General features: G+C 68.9%; 18 protein-coding genes and 1 pseudogene. 9 read left to right on the top strand and 10 right to left on the bottom strand.

The window, feature by feature from the left end; genetic code table 11:
* Nucleotides 1–17: 17 nt before the first annotated feature.
* From IG08_RS0110955 to IG08_RS0110920, 8 genes and pseudogenes are all read right to left on the bottom strand, one after another.
* Entirely contained in the window at nucleotides 18–746 is a 729-nt protein-coding gene (locus IG08_RS0110955) for a maleylpyruvate isomerase family mycothiol-dependent enzyme (RefSeq protein WP_052424604.1), read from the bottom strand.
* The gene (locus IG08_RS0110950; protein ID WP_030599457.1) at nucleotides 736–1572 is read right to left on the bottom strand and encodes a fumarylacetoacetate hydrolase family protein; all 837 of its coding nucleotides are present in this window, start codon (nucleotides 1570–1572) and stop codon (nucleotides 736–738) included. Before IG08_RS0110950 ends, IG08_RS0110955 begins: the two co-directional genes overlap by 11 nt.
* Nucleotides 1569–2649: pseudogene (locus IG08_RS62785) on the bottom strand (cupin domain-containing protein). Before IG08_RS62785 ends, IG08_RS0110950 begins: the two are co-directional and overlap by 4 nt.
* Complete coding sequence (locus tag IG08_RS0110940) at nucleotides 2607–3302, bottom strand: class II aldolase/adducin family protein (protein WP_043453916.1); 696 nt, start codon at nucleotides 3300–3302, stop codon at nucleotides 2607–2609. Before IG08_RS0110940 ends, IG08_RS62785 begins: the two are co-directional and overlap by 43 nt.
* A gap of 12 nt (nucleotides 3303–3314) precedes the next feature.
* On the bottom strand, nucleotides 3315–4496 hold the full coding sequence (locus IG08_RS0110935; protein WP_030599453.1) for an FAD-dependent monooxygenase: 1182 nt from the start codon (nucleotides 4494–4496) through the stop codon (nucleotides 3315–3317).
* Between the two features lie 7 nt (nucleotides 4497–4503).
* A complete protein-coding gene (locus tag IG08_RS0110930) occupies nucleotides 4504–4839 on the bottom strand; it encodes an indolepyruvate ferredoxin oxidoreductase subunit alpha (protein WP_030599452.1) in 336 nt (111 codons plus the stop codon).
* Nucleotides 4827–5870 carry an NAD(P)/FAD-dependent oxidoreductase gene (locus IG08_RS0110925; RefSeq protein ID WP_106980909.1) on the bottom strand — a complete coding sequence of 348 codons (1044 nt, stop codon included), beginning with the start codon at nucleotides 5868–5870 and terminating at the stop codon, nucleotides 4827–4829. The genes IG08_RS0110930 and IG08_RS0110925 overlap by 13 nt, the downstream gene beginning before the upstream one ends.
* Before the next feature lie 3 nt (nucleotides 5871–5873).
* Nucleotides 5874–6875, bottom strand: coding sequence for a TAXI family TRAP transporter solute-binding subunit (locus tag IG08_RS0110920; protein ID WP_078655541.1), 1002 nt, complete (start codon nucleotides 6873–6875; stop codon nucleotides 5874–5876).
* A gap of 112 nt (nucleotides 6876–6987) precedes the next feature.
* Here IG08_RS0110920 and IG08_RS0110915 point away from each other — a divergent pair, with 112 nt between their 5' ends.
* The 7 genes from IG08_RS0110915 to IG08_RS0110885 all read left to right on the top strand — a co-directional run bounded on the left by IG08_RS0110915 (nucleotide 6988) and on the right by IG08_RS0110885 (nucleotide 12354).
* Nucleotides 6988–7788, top strand: a complete 801-nt coding sequence (locus tag IG08_RS0110915) for an IclR family transcriptional regulator (RefSeq protein WP_052424602.1) — start codon at nucleotides 6988–6990, stop codon at nucleotides 7786–7788.
* Between the two features lie 153 nt (nucleotides 7789–7941).
* Complete coding sequence (locus IG08_RS0110910; RefSeq protein ID WP_030599443.1) at nucleotides 7942–8688, top strand: hypothetical protein; 747 nt, start codon at nucleotides 7942–7944, stop codon at nucleotides 8686–8688.
* A complete protein-coding gene (locus tag IG08_RS0110905; RefSeq protein ID WP_030599441.1) occupies nucleotides 8685–9224 on the top strand; it encodes a cupin domain-containing protein in 540 nt (179 codons plus the stop codon). The genes IG08_RS0110910 and IG08_RS0110905 overlap by 4 nt, the downstream gene beginning before the upstream one ends.
* 85 nt (nucleotides 9225–9309) lie before the next feature.
* Nucleotides 9310–9927, top strand: coding sequence for an SRPBCC family protein (locus IG08_RS0110900; protein ID WP_030599439.1), 618 nt, complete (start codon nucleotides 9310–9312; stop codon nucleotides 9925–9927).
* 50 nt (nucleotides 9928–9977) lie between these two features.
* Complete coding sequence (locus IG08_RS60040) at nucleotides 9978–10148, top strand: hypothetical protein (RefSeq protein WP_158812209.1); 171 nt, start codon at nucleotides 9978–9980, stop codon at nucleotides 10146–10148.
* Nucleotides 10149–10330: 182 nt separating this feature from the next.
* On the top strand, nucleotides 10331–11422 hold the full coding sequence (locus IG08_RS0110890; RefSeq protein ID WP_043453913.1) for a cupin domain-containing protein: 1092 nt from the start codon (nucleotides 10331–10333) through the stop codon (nucleotides 11420–11422).
* 23 nt (nucleotides 11423–11445) lie between these two features.
* Nucleotides 11446–12354: a fumarylacetoacetate hydrolase family protein gene (locus IG08_RS0110885; RefSeq protein ID WP_030599435.1), complete on the top strand. Its 909-nt coding sequence runs from the start codon at nucleotides 11446–11448 to the stop codon at nucleotides 12352–12354.
* A 121-nt stretch (nucleotides 12355–12475) separates the two neighbouring features.
* Here the strand turns inward: IG08_RS0110885 and IG08_RS0110880 are convergent, their stop codons facing one another.
* Nucleotides 12476–13261 carry an SDR family NAD(P)-dependent oxidoreductase gene (locus IG08_RS0110880; RefSeq protein ID WP_030599434.1) on the bottom strand — a complete coding sequence of 262 codons (786 nt, stop codon included), beginning with the start codon at nucleotides 13259–13261 and terminating at the stop codon, nucleotides 12476–12478.
* Nucleotides 13258–14565, bottom strand: coding sequence for a histidinol dehydrogenase (hisD, locus tag IG08_RS0110875; protein ID WP_030599432.1), 1308 nt, complete (start codon nucleotides 14563–14565; stop codon nucleotides 13258–13260). Before hisD ends, IG08_RS0110880 begins: the two co-directional genes overlap by 4 nt.
* 114 nt (nucleotides 14566–14679) lie before the next feature.
* Between hisD and IG08_RS0110870 the strand changes: the two genes are divergently transcribed.
* Together IG08_RS0110870 and IG08_RS0110865 are read left to right on the top strand one after the other, a co-directional pair.
* On the top strand, nucleotides 14680–15681 hold the full coding sequence (locus IG08_RS0110870; protein ID WP_030599431.1) for a LacI family DNA-binding transcriptional regulator: 1002 nt from the start codon (nucleotides 14680–14682) through the stop codon (nucleotides 15679–15681).
* A gap of 339 nt (nucleotides 15682–16020) precedes the next feature.
* Nucleotides 16021–17556, top strand: a complete 1536-nt coding sequence (locus IG08_RS0110865) for an MFS transporter (protein WP_030599428.1) — start codon at nucleotides 16021–16023, stop codon at nucleotides 17554–17556.
* The last annotated feature ends 8 nt before the right edge of the window (nucleotides 17557–17564 follow it).

Genomic DNA, 17564 nt, shown 5'->3' with positions numbered 1-17564 from the left:
TCCCAGAAGGAGAGGTGTCACAGCCAGGCGGGAAGGTCGGGCAGGCTGCAGTTGTCGGTGAGGAGTTGTCCGTAGCCGCGGCCGGTGATCCAGACCAGCAGATCGGCCGGCCGGCCATACACCTCGATTGCTCTCTGTCCTCTTCCGTCGCTGGTGAGAGGCGTGCCGTGCGGTTGCGGGCGCAGAACGAGTGCGGGGCAGCCGGGACGGGTTGCCAGCGTCGCGAAAGCGTCGGGCAGAAGGGCGTCGACGAGGTTGTCGGGGAAGTCGTCGACGGTGACGCCCACACCCAGATCGATCAGGTGCAGCCACACTTCCCGGACACGCAGCCAGGGGATGAGGGCGGCTGTCACTGTGCGTCCCTGCGCGGTGCGCACCTGAACGGTCCACGCTTCCGGGGTCAGGGCGTCGAGTCGGCTCTGGAGCCGGTCGGCGCCGGCCAGGACGTCGTCGATGATCTGGGTCGGAGGGCGTGCCGCCCCGGTTTCGATGTCTGCGAGGCGCTGGTCGGGGCCGCCGGGATACATGGGTGTCTCGATGCCGGTGGCCGCCCAGTGGGCCAGGTTGCTCAGGGCGTCGGCATTGCGGGCCAGGTGAGTGAGGAGGTGGCCGACAGTCCATCCGTCCAGAACCGTGGGCGCGGTGATCCGCTCGTCGGTGAGTTTGGCGAGGTGGATCCGCAGCAGGTCGGTTCCCTGGGTGAGCCACGACAACAGTTGGGTGCGCGGAAGCGCCTCAGGCTTCACGGGGCTTCTCCGTGACGCAGTGGTTGCGGCACTCTCCGATGCCTTCGATGCGGGTGGTCAGTACGTTGCCGTCGGCGAGGTAACGGGCAGGGGTGCGCGCGTGTCCGACGCCCCCGGGGGTTCCTGTGGCGATGACATCGCCGGGTTCCATGGTGATGAACGTGGAGACGTAGGCCACCAGCGCCGCGGGGTCGAAGACGAGGTCGTCGATGCCGGCCTGCTGGACGGTCTCCGCGTCGACGAGCGTCGTCAGGGTGCGGGCGGTGATGTCGGCTTCGTCGCTGGTGACCAGGTGCGGGCCGAAGGGTGTGGTGGCTTCGAAGTTCTTGCCCTGCAACCACTCCCGGGTGCGGTTCTGCCAGTCGCGGGCGGTGACGTCGTTGAGGACGGAGTAGCCGGCGATGTGGGCGGCTGCTTCCTCAGGGGTCACGTTGCGGGCGCGGGCCCCGATGACCACGGCCAGTTCGCCTTCCCAGTCGACCTTGTCGGAGGCGTCGGGGAGGACCAGGTCGTCGTGGGCGCCGATGAGGACGGCGGGGAACTTGGCGAAGAGGGTGGGGTGCTGTGGAAGGTCCCGCCCCATCTCGGTGATGTGGGAACGGTAGTTGAGTCCGACGCAGAAGATCTTCTGCGGGCGGGGGACGACCGGCGCGTACTCCAGGTCGGCCGTGCGGTGCCGAGGACCTATGGCGTGTGCGGCGCGCTCGCGCCAGTTGCGGCGCGCGAGCAGGGCGCCGACGTCCGGATCTCCGGTTTCGATGGCCTCGTCGGCATCGACGCGGACGGCGGCAGTGGTGCCCCGCGTGCGGATGGTGGCGAGCCTCATGAGTACTCCTTACGGGCGAGGTTGAGCTGTTCGAAGACCGGAGCGTCGGAGAACCGGAACAGGTCGAGGCCGGTTTCGGCCTCCACGCTGACCTCGCACCAGGAGGGCACGGCGATCAGGTTGCCGCGGCGCAACGGCGTACGTACTCCGTCGAGATGGATGGTGCCGGTGCCGTCGAAGACCTCCCGGACGCTGGAGCCTGTCTCGCAGACGGCCGCCGTTCGGTGGCCGGCGGTGACGCGGTGCATCTCGGTGCGCAGCGTGGTCAGTACGTCCGCGCCGGTGGTCGGATTGGAGAAGCGGATCGCGGCGTGACCGGGGGCGACGGCGCCGGTGTGCCCCTCGGGCGTCGGCGTGCTCCCAACGGTAGGCGCTCAGAGGTGAGTTGGGGGCGTCCTGGTCGACGGTGGACACGGGCCGCGGCCCCGGGTGTGCCCACAGCCGTTCGGAGCGGGAGCGGCTGGGCGTGGAGCGGTCGGTGACACCGTCGTCGGCGAACTCGAAGAAGCCCGTGTCGGTGCCGGCGACGAAGGGAATGTCGAGGCCGTCGAGCCAGGCCATCGGCCGAGGGTGCGGGTTGTGGTGGCCGTGGAATCGCCGGCCGGGAGTCGACAGCAGGTCACCCCGGCGCATGGCCACCGGGTCGCCGTCGACCACGGTCCACATGCCCTTACCCTCCAGGACGAAGCGGAAGACGTTCCGGCGGTGGCGGTGGGCGGGGACGGTCTCTCCCGGGCCCAGGTACTGGATCGCGGCCCACAAGGTGGGTGTGGCGTAGGGGAGTCCCGGCAGGCCGGGATCGGATATGGCGATGGCGCGGCGCTCTCCGCCGCGGCCGACGGGTATCAGCTCCCCGGCGCGGGCGGCCGGCGAGTACAGGTCGTCCCACTGCCACACGTGCGGCCGTGCTTCCGGGGCCGGCCGCATCGGCATCAGGTTTTCGCGAGCTGTCCACAGCGGGATGAGGCCGTGTGCGTCGAAGTCCTTGTACAGCTGCTCTTCGGCGGTCGTGCGCTCGGTGGGGGGTGAGGCGGTCACGGTGTGATCCCTTCGGCGACGCGCCGCAGGTAGTGCCATCCGGCGTCGCGCTGGGCGGGGTTCCAGACCTGGTTGCGCTTGAACTCCGTCTCCTCCGGGCTCGACCACACGTGGGGGCCGCCGGCGGCCGCGGCCATCAGCTGGGTGCGGCAGGCGCGTTCAAGGAGTACGGCGTACATGACGGCGGTGGCCGCGTCCGGACCGACGGTGACCGCACCGTGCTGGGGCATGAGGCAGCCGTTGGCGTCGCCGAGGGTACGGGCGAGCGCCTGGCCCAGCTCCTGCGTGGCGATCAGGGCGCCGGTGTCGGTGAAGCGGGGGAGTTGGGGATCGGTGAAGGGCGTGGCGTCGTGGGAGATGGCCCTCAGCGGGGCATCCAGGGAGGCGAAGGCGGCCAGAGCCGGGGCATGCGTGTGCACGACGCAGCCCACGTCGGGGCGCAGTTCCATGATCTCGGTGTGGATCGGGTACTCGATATGACGTTTGCCCTGACCGTGAGCGACGTTGCCGCCGCGGTCGACGAGCACGACACGGTCGGCGTCGATCTCCTCGAAGCCCCAACCCGCGGCCTTCATCCAGACGCCGCAGCCGTCGCTGTCGCGGAGGGACGCGTGGCCCCAGACCATGTCGCTGAGCCCCGCCGCGGCAAGCGCCCGGCTGGCAGCGACGGTCTCTTCGATCTCCTCTTTCACAGAGTCTCCAGGTCAGCTCGCGACCGGCTGGTACAGCCAGTCCAGGTCCGTGTAGTCGTCGGAGGGGCGGCGGCTGAAGACCCGGTCCCGCAGCGCGGGCACCACGGCGTCGTCGGCATGCCAGACCTGCCCCCAGCCGCGGGCCACCCGCTGGATGCGTGACGTGCGCGGGATGCGCTCGGCCTGGTAGGCGGCGAACGCGCGGGGGATGTCGCCCGGGTGTGCGGTCAGTTGGCGGGCCAGACACTCCGCGTCCTCAATGGCCTGGCAGGCGCCTTGGGCCAGGTACTGCACCATCGGGTGCGCGGCGTCGCCGAGGAGGGTGATCCGTCCGCAGGTCCAGTTGTCGAGCGGCTCGCGGTCGTACATCACCCAGCGGCGTTCCCGGTTCACGAGCTCGACCGAGGCGCGCACCTGGTCGCAGGACGACGCGAACCGCTCGTCGAGCTCCGTGGGGCTGCCCCACTGGTCGCCGAACTCCACCTCCGGGCTGTAGGCCCGACTGCGGAAGACGGCGACCTGGTTGTAGAGCTCGCCCCCACGAATCGGGTACTGCACCAGGTGCTTGCCCGGTCCGATCCAGATGATCTCGTCCTCGGGTCCGGCCGAGACAGTGATCTCGTTCGTCGGCAGGACGCCGCGGTAGGCGACGTAGTGGTCGGCGACCGGCTGGTCGTCGGAGACGAGCAGCCGGGTGCGCGACCACAGACCGTCGGCGCCGATCAGCGCGTCCGTGCGGTAGACCTCGCCGTCGGCGAAGGTGACCTCGGCCGTCTCGACCCGATCGTGTACGTCCACCACTTGGCGGCTGGTCTCCAAGGTGACGCGGTCGTCGGCGAGGCATGCCTGAAGAAGCACGTCCAGCAGGTCGCCGCGGTGCATGACGGTGTAGGCGTGGCCGTACCGGGCCCTGAACGGGGCACCGAGATCGACCGTGGTCAGGTGCTGCCCGGTGTCGGCATGCATGAAGATCAGGTTGCGGGGCCGGACGGCGTGCTTGTCCAGCTGCGGGAGGACGCCGAGCTCGTTCAGGACACGCAGGGCGTTGGGGGCCAGTTGGAGGCCGGCGCCGATTTCCGCGAAGCGCGGGGCCTGCTCGACGATGTGAGCGTGGAGGCCGGCGCGGGCCAGGGCGAGACCTGCGGCCATTCCGCCGATTCCGCCTCCGATGACCAGAATCGGTACGTGCTGCATGATGGTTCTACACCTCCTTGTTCCCGCCTGCGACGAGCGGCGTGTCCGCTCCGACGGGCCCGGTCCCCATGGCTCCGCCCGGGCTGCCGAGGGCTTCGTCGCGCCCGGGCAACGGCAGTGCGAAGAAGGCCTTGTTGTCCTCGGCCCAGGTGGGGTCGGTGATGTCCTCCGGAGCCTGGATGGCACTGACCGGGCACTCGGCGAGACACGCTCCGCACCGGATGCATTCGGTGGGGTGGATGTAGCGCTTGGTCGCCCCCTCGTAGATGCAGTCCACAGGGCACACCTCGACACACGAGCCGTCCAGTTCGTCGATGCACTTCTCGTTGATCACGTACGCCATGTCGCGACCTCCTGATGGTCAAGGGGGGTGAGGGCCCGGTCGGAGGAGTGGCCGGGGAAGAGGTCCTCACCCGGGCGAAGCCGGACCGCGATGTTGTTGACCGCGGTGGCGGCCTCACCGAACCCGACCGCCATGAGCCGGACCTTGCCGGGGTAGGCGGTGATGTCACCGGCGGCCCAGACGCGGTCCAGACCGGTGGCCATGTCGGTGCTCACCTCGATCTGCTGGCCGGACAGGCGAAGGCCCCAGGTCTTCAACGGGCCGAGCGAGGCGATGTGCCCGAGTGCGGGGATGAGGACATCGGCCTCGACACGGGTCAGCGTCTGGCGCGTGCAGTCCCGTACAGTCACGGCCTCGATACCGCCGGTGCCGTGGACCTGAGCGATCTCACTGTCCGTCAGGACGTTGACGCCGGACGCCGTCAGCTGCGCCACGGAGTGCTCGTGAGCCCGCAGCCGCGTACGGCGGTGGACCAGGGTGACCCTGCGGGCGTGCGGGTGCAGGGTGTTGGCCCAGTCGACGGCGCTGTCCCCGCCCCCGACGATGATCACGTCGCGGTCCGTGTACTCCTCGGGAGCACCGACGAGGTGGTGCACTCCCGAGCCGCTGAAGTCGGTCAGTGCGGGCAGCGGCCGCGGTGTGAACCGACCGATCCCCGCCGTGACCAGCACGGCGCCCGCTTCGATGCGCCGTCCCTTGTCGGTGCGGACGGTGACGCCCTCGTCATGGTGTTCCAGGGGGCCGGCCGCCTCGTCCAGCAGGATGGTGGGTTCGGCCAGCCGCGCCTGTTCGATCAGTCGGTCCACGAGTTCACGGCCGGTCACCGCGGGGAAGCCCGCGACGTCGTAGATCTCCTTGTACGGGTAGAGGGCGGCGACCTGCCCGCCGAGGTGGGGCAGGCTGTCGAGCAGGGTGACGCGGAGCCCCCGCATGCCCGCGTAGAAGCAGGCGAAGAGCCCCGCGGGCCCGGCGCCGACGACGAGGAGTTCGGTCCGCAGGGCCTTCGGGATGGTGGAAGCGGGGGTGGACATGGATCAGCGCTTCCAGATCACCGTGTCGTCGTCTTCCGGGAGAGCGAGGTCGCCCACGTCCGCGTAGGCGCGCTCCGCTGCGGGATGCAGCGGCAGCGGGGTGCGGGCCATGGCGGCCGGGACGAGCGGGTAGGTGACGGGTGAGCGGTCGGCGGGGATGTGCGCGTACTGTCCCTCCAGCGCCTGCCGGGTGCGGATCATGCACCAGGTGGTCAGATAGGCGATGTCGTCGGCCAGATCCTCGCGGCACAGCAGCGCGAAGTCGGAGAACTCCAGTGTGGTGAGGTCGTTCTCCAGGCCCGGAAGGTAACCGGCGGGCACCACGCCCCGGCCCCATCCCTCGGCCTCGAACGCGTCCAGCACGGTGTCGCCCCAGGGCAGGTACTTCACCGGCCGGGTCCGGTCGATGCTCTGCCAGTGGGGGGTCATGATCGCCTCGTGGATGAGCACGTCGGCCTTGCCGGCCGCGAACCGGGCGATCGGGGGGAACGGCCGTTCGTGGTAGAAGAACGAGAACCGGTCCACGTCGAGTCCGGCCAGGCGCAGCCCTTTGTGAGCGGCGAAGCCGATCGTGTTGACCCCGTCGTCCGGAGAGGTGGCGATCGTCAAGGGGCGGTCCACGGAGGCCAGGTCGGCCACTGTGGACACCGGCAGCGCGGCGTCCACGGCGACCACCAGCTTGTCCCGCTGGGGTATGACGCCCAGCGCGGCGAGGCCCTTCAGCTCGCCGGCCTGGTGCAGCATGCTCAGCGCCGCCGTCGGCGTGACCACAGTGATGTCGCACTCCTCGGCGCGCAGCGCGGCGATCTGGTCGAACCCGCCCCGGCCGTTCCAGGTGGCGAAACGGGAGCCCTCCGGTGCCCGGTCGCCGATCTCCTGCGCCAGCCAGCCGCAGATCCGGTGGAAGTTCGCCTGCCCCCAGTCCGCGCGGAAGTGAAGGGTGACCGGGCGGCTCAGCCGGGGGGTGTCGCCCATGGCCGTCCCAGTGCTCAGGTTCTGGGGCATCGTGTTACTCCCTCGTACCAGCGATGTGTCGTCATGCGGAACACTGTCCCGCAGTTTGGTACCGAAAGGGACGCCCCGCAAGACTGGACTTTGCTGCGCTACGGTGCTCCTTGTGGATGAGACCAGCGGGCTCGATGAGGAAGTTTCGGCCGGTTCGCGGCGTCCGCCGGGGCTGATCGGTGCGGTGGACAACGTGCTGCGGCTGCTGAGCCTGTTCCAGAAGCACGAGATCCTGCGGGTCAACCAGGTGGCACGGGAGATGGAACTGTCCCGGTCGACGGTTCATCGCATGCTGGCGACGCTGGCTCACCACGGTTACGTCGAACAGGACGAGCTTTCCCGCGGCTATCGCCCCGGGCCGGCGCTCGTCGACCTGGGTCTGGCCGTGTTCCGGAGCATCGACATCCGCTCGGCTGCGCAGATCACGCTGATGCGCCTGCGCGACCTCACCAACGAGTCTGTCCACCTGGCCGTCCTGCGCGGCTCGCAGGCGCTGTTCCTGGACAGCGTCGAAAGTCGCCAGATGCTGCGTACAGGCAGCCGTATCGGCTGGACCCTGCCCGCGCATGCCACCGCGTCCGGCAAGGTGCTGCTCGCCGCCCTTCCCGAGGACGAACTCGCCGGCCTCTATCCCGCCGGCCGGCTGGAGGCCGTGACGGCGCACACCGTCACGACCCTGGAGGAGCTGCGCGCGCAACTGGCCGAGGTCCGCAAGGTGGGTTACGCGGTCAACAATGCCGAGAGCGAGGTCGACGTGAGTGCGGTGGCCCTGGCCGTGCGGCCGAGGACAGGCTCGCCCCGCGTGGCCATCGCGATCACCGCTCCGCTGTCGCGAGCGGGCGGCTCGTGGGCCGCGAGGACGGCGGAGGTCGCCAGACCGGTGATCGATGACCTCGAAAAGCAGATCGGCTGAGGATTTCCCCAGCTCAACGGCATCGGCCGCCCATGTGGGCGGCCGATGCCGTTTTTTTGGTTCAGTGATCGTCGCTTGTCAACGGCTTCGTTTGGTATCACAATGACGGCCACTGTTCCCCATCGTGCGACATCCTCGTCAGGAGGAGATGTGGTGAGCCAGCTCAACGACGAGTCGGTAAGGCTCCACGAAACCCATGAGATCCCGCCCCCGGATCCCGACTTCGAACCCCTCAAGGTCAACCTGTTCGAGCGGATGGCGCAGGGCGGAGCCCAGCTCATCCCCTTGTTCCCCTACGACCATCCCGGTGCCATCGTGCCCTGCGCCGCCGCTCTGATCGGCGGCCCCGGAAAGGCGTACGGACACTTCTTCCACTGGAACGAGGCGGACGAGGTCACCGTTTCCTACGGTGCGCGGGGGTCCGTGATCGGCGCAGGGACGATCATGGCCAATCAGAACCTGCACGGCGTCAACTCGTTTCTCCACGACGAGACGGACCCCGATGCCTTCACCGTGCTGACGATCACTCAGCATCAGGGGGAGGAGGGCGAGCAGAACGAGGCGATGATCGCCCGGTGCAAGAAGTGCAAGGCGGAGATCGTCCGGCACGAGTACGGCGCCACCCCGTACGGACTCGAAGGTTACGACGCCGAGCGTCACGGGGCGGCCGATGCCCGGGTGCGGCAGTTCGCCACCATCCTGGGATCGGCCGAGTTCGCCGAGATCCGCAACACCGAGGCCGGTCGCACCTGTGCGGCGTGCGGTCACGTCAACGACCTGTTCCCCACTGAGCCGTGGGGCTGGGAGCGGGTGGTCACGCAGACAACGGCAGTCAACGCCGCGCGCCTGGCGATGTTGGAGGCGGCGCAGGGCGAGAAGAAGCAGGAGATGGTGTCATGACGCGCCGCCGCATGATCAACGCACTTGCTTCCGCCGGCGAGTTCGGCGACTACGAGGACGCCGCCGTGCTGCCCGCCGACACCGACCCGCAGGTCTACCTGTCGCGCAATCGGCTGCCGCAGCCGTTCCATCTGCTGTGCGAGAAGGACACCGTGCTCAGCGCCCTGTCGGGATCGGCGTACGTGCACCTGCGCGACAGCTCCGTTCTGCGGTTCAGGATGGAGATCGGCGATCACGTCTACGTCCCCGCCGGCACCCCCCATCGGATCGTCCCCGTCGAGGAAGGCGTCACCCTCCGCTACCTCAGCCGCAATCCCGGCAGGCACGGAGCGGCCTGGTACTGCGCGGCCTGCGATGCCGAAGTGCACCGCTACGAGTGGCAGCACGACAACGACACTCCGCCCGTGCAGCAGTACGTGGCCGCCTGCGCCCGCTTCACCTCGGACGAAGCCGCCCGCACCTGCCCGAAGTGCGCCACCGTCCACCCCGGCATCGACCTGGCCGCGTACAACTGGCCCGCGCCTGCCACCGTGTGAACGGCCCTCAACCCACGCTGCCAGGCGCTGTACGAACGGTCACCTGGTGCCGGAAAACAACCATCGAGCCGCAAGGAAAAGAAACATGGGCCAGTTGCACATGGTGCGTCATGTCGAAATGAACCTGCCGAGGGATCAGGTATGGGAGCACATGACTGACATTCGAAGGGCGATGACCCTCGATCAGTTCCATGTCTCGATCGACTGTACCGAGACGGAGGCGACCAACCCGAAGACCGGAATGGTTGTGCCGATCCTGCATCGGATCCTGGGCTGGGACCACACCCGACTGGCCCGCATCACCAAGTACGGTGACTACGAAATCGCCTGGGGCGAAAGCACCCCTCCCGGGGAGTTCGACACCTTCCCGCACAGCGAAGGGTGGAAGATCGAGGAGATCGACTCGAAGACCTCTTCGGTGACCCTCTGGATGAAGGGGAACTGGCGGACCCCGGTTGGCGAGAAGCTCCAGCCGTTCATTTGGGACTCGGTCATCGCTCCGAATCTGGACCGCGATATGAGCGATTTGGCTCAGGCAGTCGGTGCGGACATGTCCCGGTCGCCGGACCCCGTTCCGGATATCGCGGGCGACCTGCTGTCGATGGCATTCATCGAGACGATCAACGGCATGCCGGCGAAAGAGTTCTTCGACCAGATCCCCCCGCTGTACCCCGACGACGCGAAGGAGACGGGGGCGAACTGACGCGGGGGCCGCCCCGGTTGCGCGGGTCCCGAACTCGCAGGGTAGGCAATATGCGCTCTCATACCTCGTCGTCCGCGGCCGACGCAGTCCGGCTCGACCGGGTGGTGATCCGGTTCACCTATGACGACGCCACCCGCGCGCAGGTGCGCCAGGCGCAGGAGGCGGAGCCCGCCGATCTCGAACGTCTGCTGACCGGCGCCGACGCGTGGACGGTGGACTGAAGGGCACCGGCCGCCGCATCACCGATGCCCCGGGGCCCGGCGGTCACCCGCCGGGCCCCGGGGCACGCGCTGGGCGTGGTCACGGCCATGCCTGGCGTCGACCTCGGCTTTCCGTTTGGTACCCGCACGAACCACCTTCCGGGAATCAACGGACCTGCATCACAAGGAGAAAGGAGAGCGTCATGCCGACACGACGTTTCAACGCACCCGGTGACGCCGCCCTGGACACTCTGTACGAGGACATCGCGCACAAGGATCTCCAGCCGCTGTGGGAGCTGAGCGGGCTGCTGACTCCGACCCCGTCCGTGAAGGCCGTGCCGTATCGCTGGAGCGGCAAGGAACTGCGTGACCTGGGCGAGAGGGCGGGGGAACTCGTTCCGATCGACCGGGGCGGGGACCGCAGGGTGTTGTCCCTGAGCAATCCCGGACTTGACGGAGCCCCCTACGCCACCGCCACCCTGTGGGGCGCCGTGCAGTACCTCGGCGCCGGGGAGACCGCCCCCGCCCACCGGCACACGCCCGCCGCGCTGCGGTTCGTCCTCGAGGGTGAGGGAGTGTGGACGCTGGTGGACGGCGACCCGCTGCACATGGCCGCCGGGGATCTGATCCTGACCCCGAGCTGGACCTGGCACGAGCACCACAACCCCGGCGACACTCCGGTGACGTGGTTCGACGCGCTGGACCTGCCGCTGGTCGAGGCACTGGACGCGGTGTTCTTCGAGCCGGGCGACGGCCGTACCGCACAGGGGGCGACCGCCGAACGCTCCGCCTCCGAGCGGCAGTTCGGCGGCGGGCCGGGACTGCTGCCCGGCGGAGCGTCCGCTCCCGCCCCCGCGCACTCTCCGTTGCTGCGCTACCGCTGGGCGGACACCGACCGGACCCTGGCCGGCCAGCTGACCGAGCCGAGCTCCGAGGCCGCCCGCACCGGGCATGCGCACATCCGGTTCGCGGATCCCACCAACGGTCGGGACGTCCTGCCCACCCTGCGCTGCGAGATGCACCGGTACCTGCCCGGCCACACTGCCCCGGAACAGCGGCACACGGGCTCCGTCCTCATCGCGGTGTTCCACGGCACGGGTGTGGTCGTCCTGGACGGCGTCCGGCACGACGTCGCCCCCGGCGACCTGATCGCAGTCCCGTCGTGGACCTCCCAGCGCGTGCTCGCGGACGGGCCGCTGGACCTGTTCACGGTCAGCGACACCCCGGTACTGGAGGCGTTGGGCCTCTACCGGACCGAGCAGGTCAGCGACCCCATACCGGCCCAGAACGCCTGACCGAACGCTCAGCAGGAGAACGCATGCGCGTCGCACGCTTCGACGACGACCGTATCGGCGTCGTTCTCAACGGCCGCGTCCTCGATGTCACCGATCAGCTCACCCGGCGCCTCGCCGCCGCCCCCTACAGCCTCGCCCGCCGCCTGATCGGCGAGTTCGCCGCGGTCCGCCCGCTGTTGGACGACATCGTCGCCGCCGCCGGGCCCTCCGCCGGGTTGCCGGTGGAGGAGGTGCGGCTGCTGGCGCCCGTACCCGACCCGACGAAGATCGTCGCGGCGCCGGTCAACTACCGCGACCACCAGTCCGAGATGAACGAAGCCTTCCACATCAGCGCGCTCGGCTTCTTCCTCAAGTCCCCCTCCTCGCTCCTCGACCCCGGCGGCACGATCCGGCTGCCCTACACCGACCGGCGCTTCGACCACGAGGCCGAGTTCGCGTTGATCGTGGGCCGCCGCGCCAGCCACATCACGCCCGAGCAGGCCCTGGAGCACGTCTTCGGCTACACGGGGCTGATGGACATCACCATGCGCGGCGGCGAGGACCGCTCCACCCGCAAGTCCTTCGACACCTTCACCCCGCTGGGCCCGTGGATCGTCACCCCGGACGAGCTCGGCTCGCCCGAGGACGTCGACCTGGAACTGACCGTCAACGGTGAGCCGCGGCAGAAGGCCAACACCCGGGACCTGATCTGGTCGGTGGCCCGCTTCCTTGCCTACGCCTCCACCGTCACCGTGCTGGAACCCGGTGACGTGGTCACTACCGGCACGCCCGCCGGTGTCGCCCCGGTCGAACACGGCGACACCGTCGAGCTGCGCGTGGACCGCATCGGCAGCCTGCGGGCCACCGTGACCGCCGACGGCGCCGTGCCCTGCCCGACCGGCGGAGCACGCCGAGGGCCCGTGCCGCCGCCCGCGCCCGAGCGCCCCAAGTGACCAGAATGCGAGGAGACATCAGGGCCACCACGCCGAGCGCACCGGGTTGCTCGTCATCGGCGGCATGGCCACCGCGCTGTCCGCCCCTCGCACCGGACAGCCGGCCGGTCTGCGCGCTGGATCAGCGGGCCACCATGCCGGCGGAGAGGTCGATGTCGGCGCCGCAGAGCCCCGGCATGTTGAGCATCGCGGTCACCGCGAGTGCGACCTCGTGCTCGGTCACCATGCGTTGCAGGGCGGCGCGGGAGACATACTCCCTCTCCGCGGCCTCGACGGTGGTGCCGGTGCGCTCGGCCTCCAGGGCGAAGTTACGTGTCATCCGTGGTCCGCCGACCGGCCCCGGTGACAGCGTGTTGACGGAGACGCCCAGCGGGCCGACCTCATGGGCCAGCGTCGTGGTGAGGCCGATGACGGCGAGCTTCGAGGCGGTGTAGGGCGTACGCCGGGCCAGTGGCCGCTTTCCGCTCACCGAGGCGAGGTTGATGACGTCCCCGCTGCCGCGCTCGATCATGGGAGGCAGGAACGCCCGGCACATGAGGAAGACCCCCCGGACGTTCACCGCGAAGACCTCGTCCCACTCCGCCACGGCGATGTCGGTCAGTGATGCCACCGGGCCCGCGATACCGGCGTTGTTGACCAGGATGGAGATCTCCTCGTCCGCCAGCTCATCGGCGAGTGCGGCAACGGACTCCTCGCCGGCGGTGTCGACGGTCGCGACGCGCACGTCCTTGCCGGCCTCCCGCCCCACGACGTCGAGCTTGTGGCGGTTGCGGCCGGTCAGGACGACCCGCGCGCCCTGGGCCGCGAGTTCGAGCGCGATCGCCCGGCCGAGGCCGTTTCCCGCTCCGGTGACCAGGGCGGTACGGCCGGCTATGACGCCGGCCGTACCCCCGACCTGACTGGTCACAGGCCCGCCGGTGCCCACGGGAGCACCGCCCCACCGAACTTGTGCGCCCGGACGTCCCCGGATCGGGCGTGACCCTCGAAGAACTCGAGGCGGGCGGCGCGACCGCACAACTCACCCAAGAGCGCGCTGGAGACCGGGTTGGTGACCTCCTGGTAGGTGACGGTCTTGAGGTACTTCCCGACCCAGAGCCCGCCCGTGTAGTTCGCCGCCCCGCGGGTCGGCAGCGTGTGGTTGGTGCCGATCACCTTGTCGCCGTAGGAGACGCAGGTGCCTTCGCCGAGGAACAGCGCGCCATAGTTGCGCATCTTCTCCATGGCCTGGCGCGGATGGTCGGTGAGGATCTGCACATGCTCGAAGGCGTACTGATCGGCGAGCGCGTAAGCCGCATCGAGGTCTTCGACCACCGCGACCTCGCCGTGGTCCCTCCATGCCGGACCCGCGAAGTCGGCGGTCGGCATATCGACCAGGAGTTCCTCGACCAGTTCGATGACACGGCGCGCCAGGGGCTCGGACGTCGTGATCAGCACCGCGGGGGAGTCGGGGCCGTGTTCGGCCTGGCTGAGCAGGTCGACCGCGACGACGAACGGGTCGGCGTGTTCATCGGCGATGACCAGGATCTCGGTCGGGCCGGCGAACAGATCGATTCCGACCTCACCGAACAGTTGCCGCTTGGCTTCGGCGACGTAGGCGTTTCCGGGCCCGGCGAGCATGTCGACCTTGGTGATGGTCTCGGTGCCGACCGCCATGGCCGCGACGGCCTGCACACCGCCGAGCAGGAAGATCTCGTCCGCGCCGGCCAGATGCATGGCTGCGACGGTCGCGGCGGGGATTTCACCGTGGATGGGCGGAGTGCACGCGGTGACTCGATCGATACCTGCGACCTTCGCGGTCACCACGGTCATGTGCGCCGACGCGACGAGCGGGTAACGCCCGCCTGGAATATAGGCACCGGCCGAGCCGACCGGGATGTTCCGCTGCCCGAGGAAGACACCCGGCTCGGTCTCGACCTCGAAATCGGCCAGCGAGTCCTTCTGGTGCTGGGCAAAGGTCCGGACGCGGCGCTGGACGGTCTTGATGTCGTCAAGTGCCTGCTCGGGGACGGTCGCGACGATCTTCTGGATCTGCTCCTGGTCCAGCCGGAAATTCGACGGCGACCATTTGTCGAACTTCTCGGAGTACTCGCGGACCGCGGCGTCGCCACGCTCCCGGATATCGGCGATGACGCCGACGACGGTCTCTCGGACTGCCCGCAGCCGCTCGGTGTCCTGCGCCATGGGCGGTGCTGACTTCAGATACTTCGCCATCTGGCGCTCCCTTGTCCGACTGTCCGGCGAGGGGAGCCACACTCGATTGCATACGTATACTTGTCAACGCACTCACGGTGGTCCGCAGTGAAGTGGGAAAGGGATGGCCGCGAAGTGAAGAAGGTGACCGGCTTCGACGTGGCCCGCCGTGCGGGTGTATCCCAGCCGACGGTTTCACGAGCCCTGCGCAATCTCCCCGGCACCTCACCCGAAACGCGAGAGAGAGTGCTCCGGGCTGCGGCCGAGCTCTCCTACATCGCCAGCGACTCAGCAAGATCGCTGTCCACGCAGAGCACGCGGCGCATCGCGGTGGTGTCCGAGGAACTCACCAACCCCTATTACCCCGAGCTCGTCGAGCCGCTGCGGCGCCGACTGGCCGAGCACGACCTGCGCACCGTGGTCATCACCGATTCCGAGCACCGAGCCGTGGGTATCGACGTCCTCGCGGACGGTTCGTATGACGGCGTGATCCTCACGACGTGTGAGCGGCGGTCGTCGCTGCCCAGGGACCTCACCGAGCGCGGCATCCCACACGTGCTCGTCAACCGCGTCCTGGACGTGGCCGAGTCACCCAGCTGCTCCGTCGACAACGTCGGTGGCACCGCGGCGATCGTCGAGCTGGTGGCCGATCTGGGCCATCGAACGGTGGGAGCCGTGCTGGGGCCGGTGACGACCTCGACCGGTCGCGAGCGGGCCGAGGCGCTGCGGGCCGGCCTGCGAGCACGCGGTATCCGCCTACGCCGTGACATGGTCCGGCGCACATCGTTCGGTCACGACCCGGGGCGGAACGCCGCTCATGACCTGCTCCGCCGCAGTGACCGGCCCACCGCGATCGTCTGCGGCAACGACGTCATCGCGCTCGGTGTGCTGTCCGCGGCCAGGGAGCGAGGGATCTCCGTGCCTGAACAGCTCACGGTCGTGGGCTTCGACGACATTCCGATGGCTTCCTGGCCCATCATCGATCTGACCACGGTGCGCTGCGACCTCGATGCCCTCGCGCGGACGGCCGTGGAACTCCTGCACGCGGAGCCGGCGAGGCCGGGGCTCGCTCCCGTGGAACGGCGGATCCCCGTTTCACTCGTGTTGCGCCGCACGCACGGTCCGGCCCCCGCCTGACTGCGGCTGCCGCTCCTGCGGTACGCCCTGGCGGCGCAGGGCCGTATACAGGAAGCCTGGACAAGATTCCGCATTTGACAACGCCGCCGGATTTATGTTCTCCGTGAGTTTCGCCTTCTCGTCACTTCGAGCATAAAACGGCGAGCGCCGTCAAGCGCGAAATCAATCACATCATGGAACGTGTCCGGCCAGTGACAGCCGAGTGTTACGGTCTTTTTCGCCGGGGCGGACTGGGTAACGGATCCTCCGCTCCCAGAACTTGATTTGACATTTCAGGTTCCTTTCCTGTCCGCATGGAATTCTCTTTCGCGTCTCCACGTCATCCCCTGGAGTTCTCCCTTGTCTGTCGACAGCACGACCACCGCTCCCGCGCAGCCGGGCACCGATGCGTCCGGGGCTCCCCCCGGCGGTGGGCGGCACCTCGGCGTCGCGCTCTTCGTGATCGCCGCTGCCCAGCTGATGGTGGTCCTCGACAACACCATCACCAACATCGCCCTGCCCGCCATCCAGACCGACCTCGGCGTCTCCGACGCGAACTTGGCCTGGATCGTCAACTCCTACGCGCTCGCCTTCGGCGGACTGATGCTGCTCGGCGGCAAGGCGGGCGATCTCTTCGGCCGTCGGCGTATGTTCCAGGCCGGGATCATCGTCTTCACCCTGGCCTCGCTGCTGGGCGGACTCGCCCCGAACGAAGGGCTGTTGATCGGTGCCCGCATTCTGCAGGGCGTCGGCGCGGCCTTCGCCGCGCCCAGTGCGCTGGCTCTGATCACCACCACCTTCCCGGCGGGCAAGCCGCGCAACACGGCGATGGGCGTGTACGCCGCCATGGCCGGCGTCGGCGCCACGGTCGGCCTGCTGCTGGGCGGCGTGTTGACCGACGCTCTCGACTGGCGCTGGGTGTTCTTCGTCAATATCCCCATCGGCCTGGCCGTTCTCGTCGGCACCAGGACCCTCGTCGAGGCCGAGCGTCACACCGGCCGCCTGGACGTCCCTGGTGCGATCACCGGCACCGGCGGCCTGATCGCCCTCGTCTACGGCATCACCCGCGGGGGTGAGCACGGCTGGACCAACGGTCTGACGCTCGCCTCCTTCGCGACGGCCGCCGTACTGCTGTCGGTGTTCCTGGTCCTCCAGGCGCGCGTCGCGGAGCCGATGATGCCGCTGCGCGTGTTCAAGGACCGCAGCCGCTCCGGAAGTTACGTCACGATGCTGTTCATCGGCGCGGGACTGTTCGCCACGTTCTACTTCCTGACGCTGTACCTGCAGTTGATCCTCGGCTACAGCGCAGTCAAGACCGGCTTCGCCTATCTGCCCTTCAGCGTCGGCATGGCGGCCGCTGCGGCCGTCAGCTCCAAGCTGGTCGCCTACCTGGCGCCCCGGCTGATTGCCGGACCGGGTCTGCTTGTCGGGGCCTGCGGCATGTTCTTGTTCGCCACGGTGGACACGGACTCCTCGTACGCCACGCACCTCGTGCCGGCGATGTTCGTCACCGCTCTCGGGCTGGGCATGAGCTTTGTCCCGCTGACGCTCGGTGCGGTGAACGGCGTCGCCCATCAGGACACGGGCATCGCCTCAGCGCTCTTGAACACGGCCCAGCAGATCGGCGGCGCGCTCGGTCTCGCCATCCTGACGACGGTCTCCACGTCGGCGGCCGACGACAAGCTGCCCCAGGCGGCCTCCGCTCTCTACCGGGGCCTTGCGACCAAGGACTTCCCCCTGGTGGCCAAGGCACAAGATGCAGTGACACACGGCTACACGATGGCCTTCGCCGCCGCGGGTGTCATGTTCCTGGCCGGCCTGGCCGTCACGTTCCTGGCCATCAACGCGGGTAAGCAGCAGCACTCCGAAGGCGCGGTGCACGTCCACATGGGCTGACCTCAGGC

Origin of the sequence: Streptomyces fulvoviolaceus, from assembly GCF_000718165.1 — a bacterium.
Classification (GTDB): domain Bacteria; phylum Actinomycetota; class Actinomycetes; order Streptomycetales; family Streptomycetaceae; genus Streptomyces; species Streptomyces fulvoviolaceus.
The sequence above is the reverse complement of the archived record's forward strand: the minus strand, read 5'-3'. Positions and strand labels throughout refer to the sequence as shown.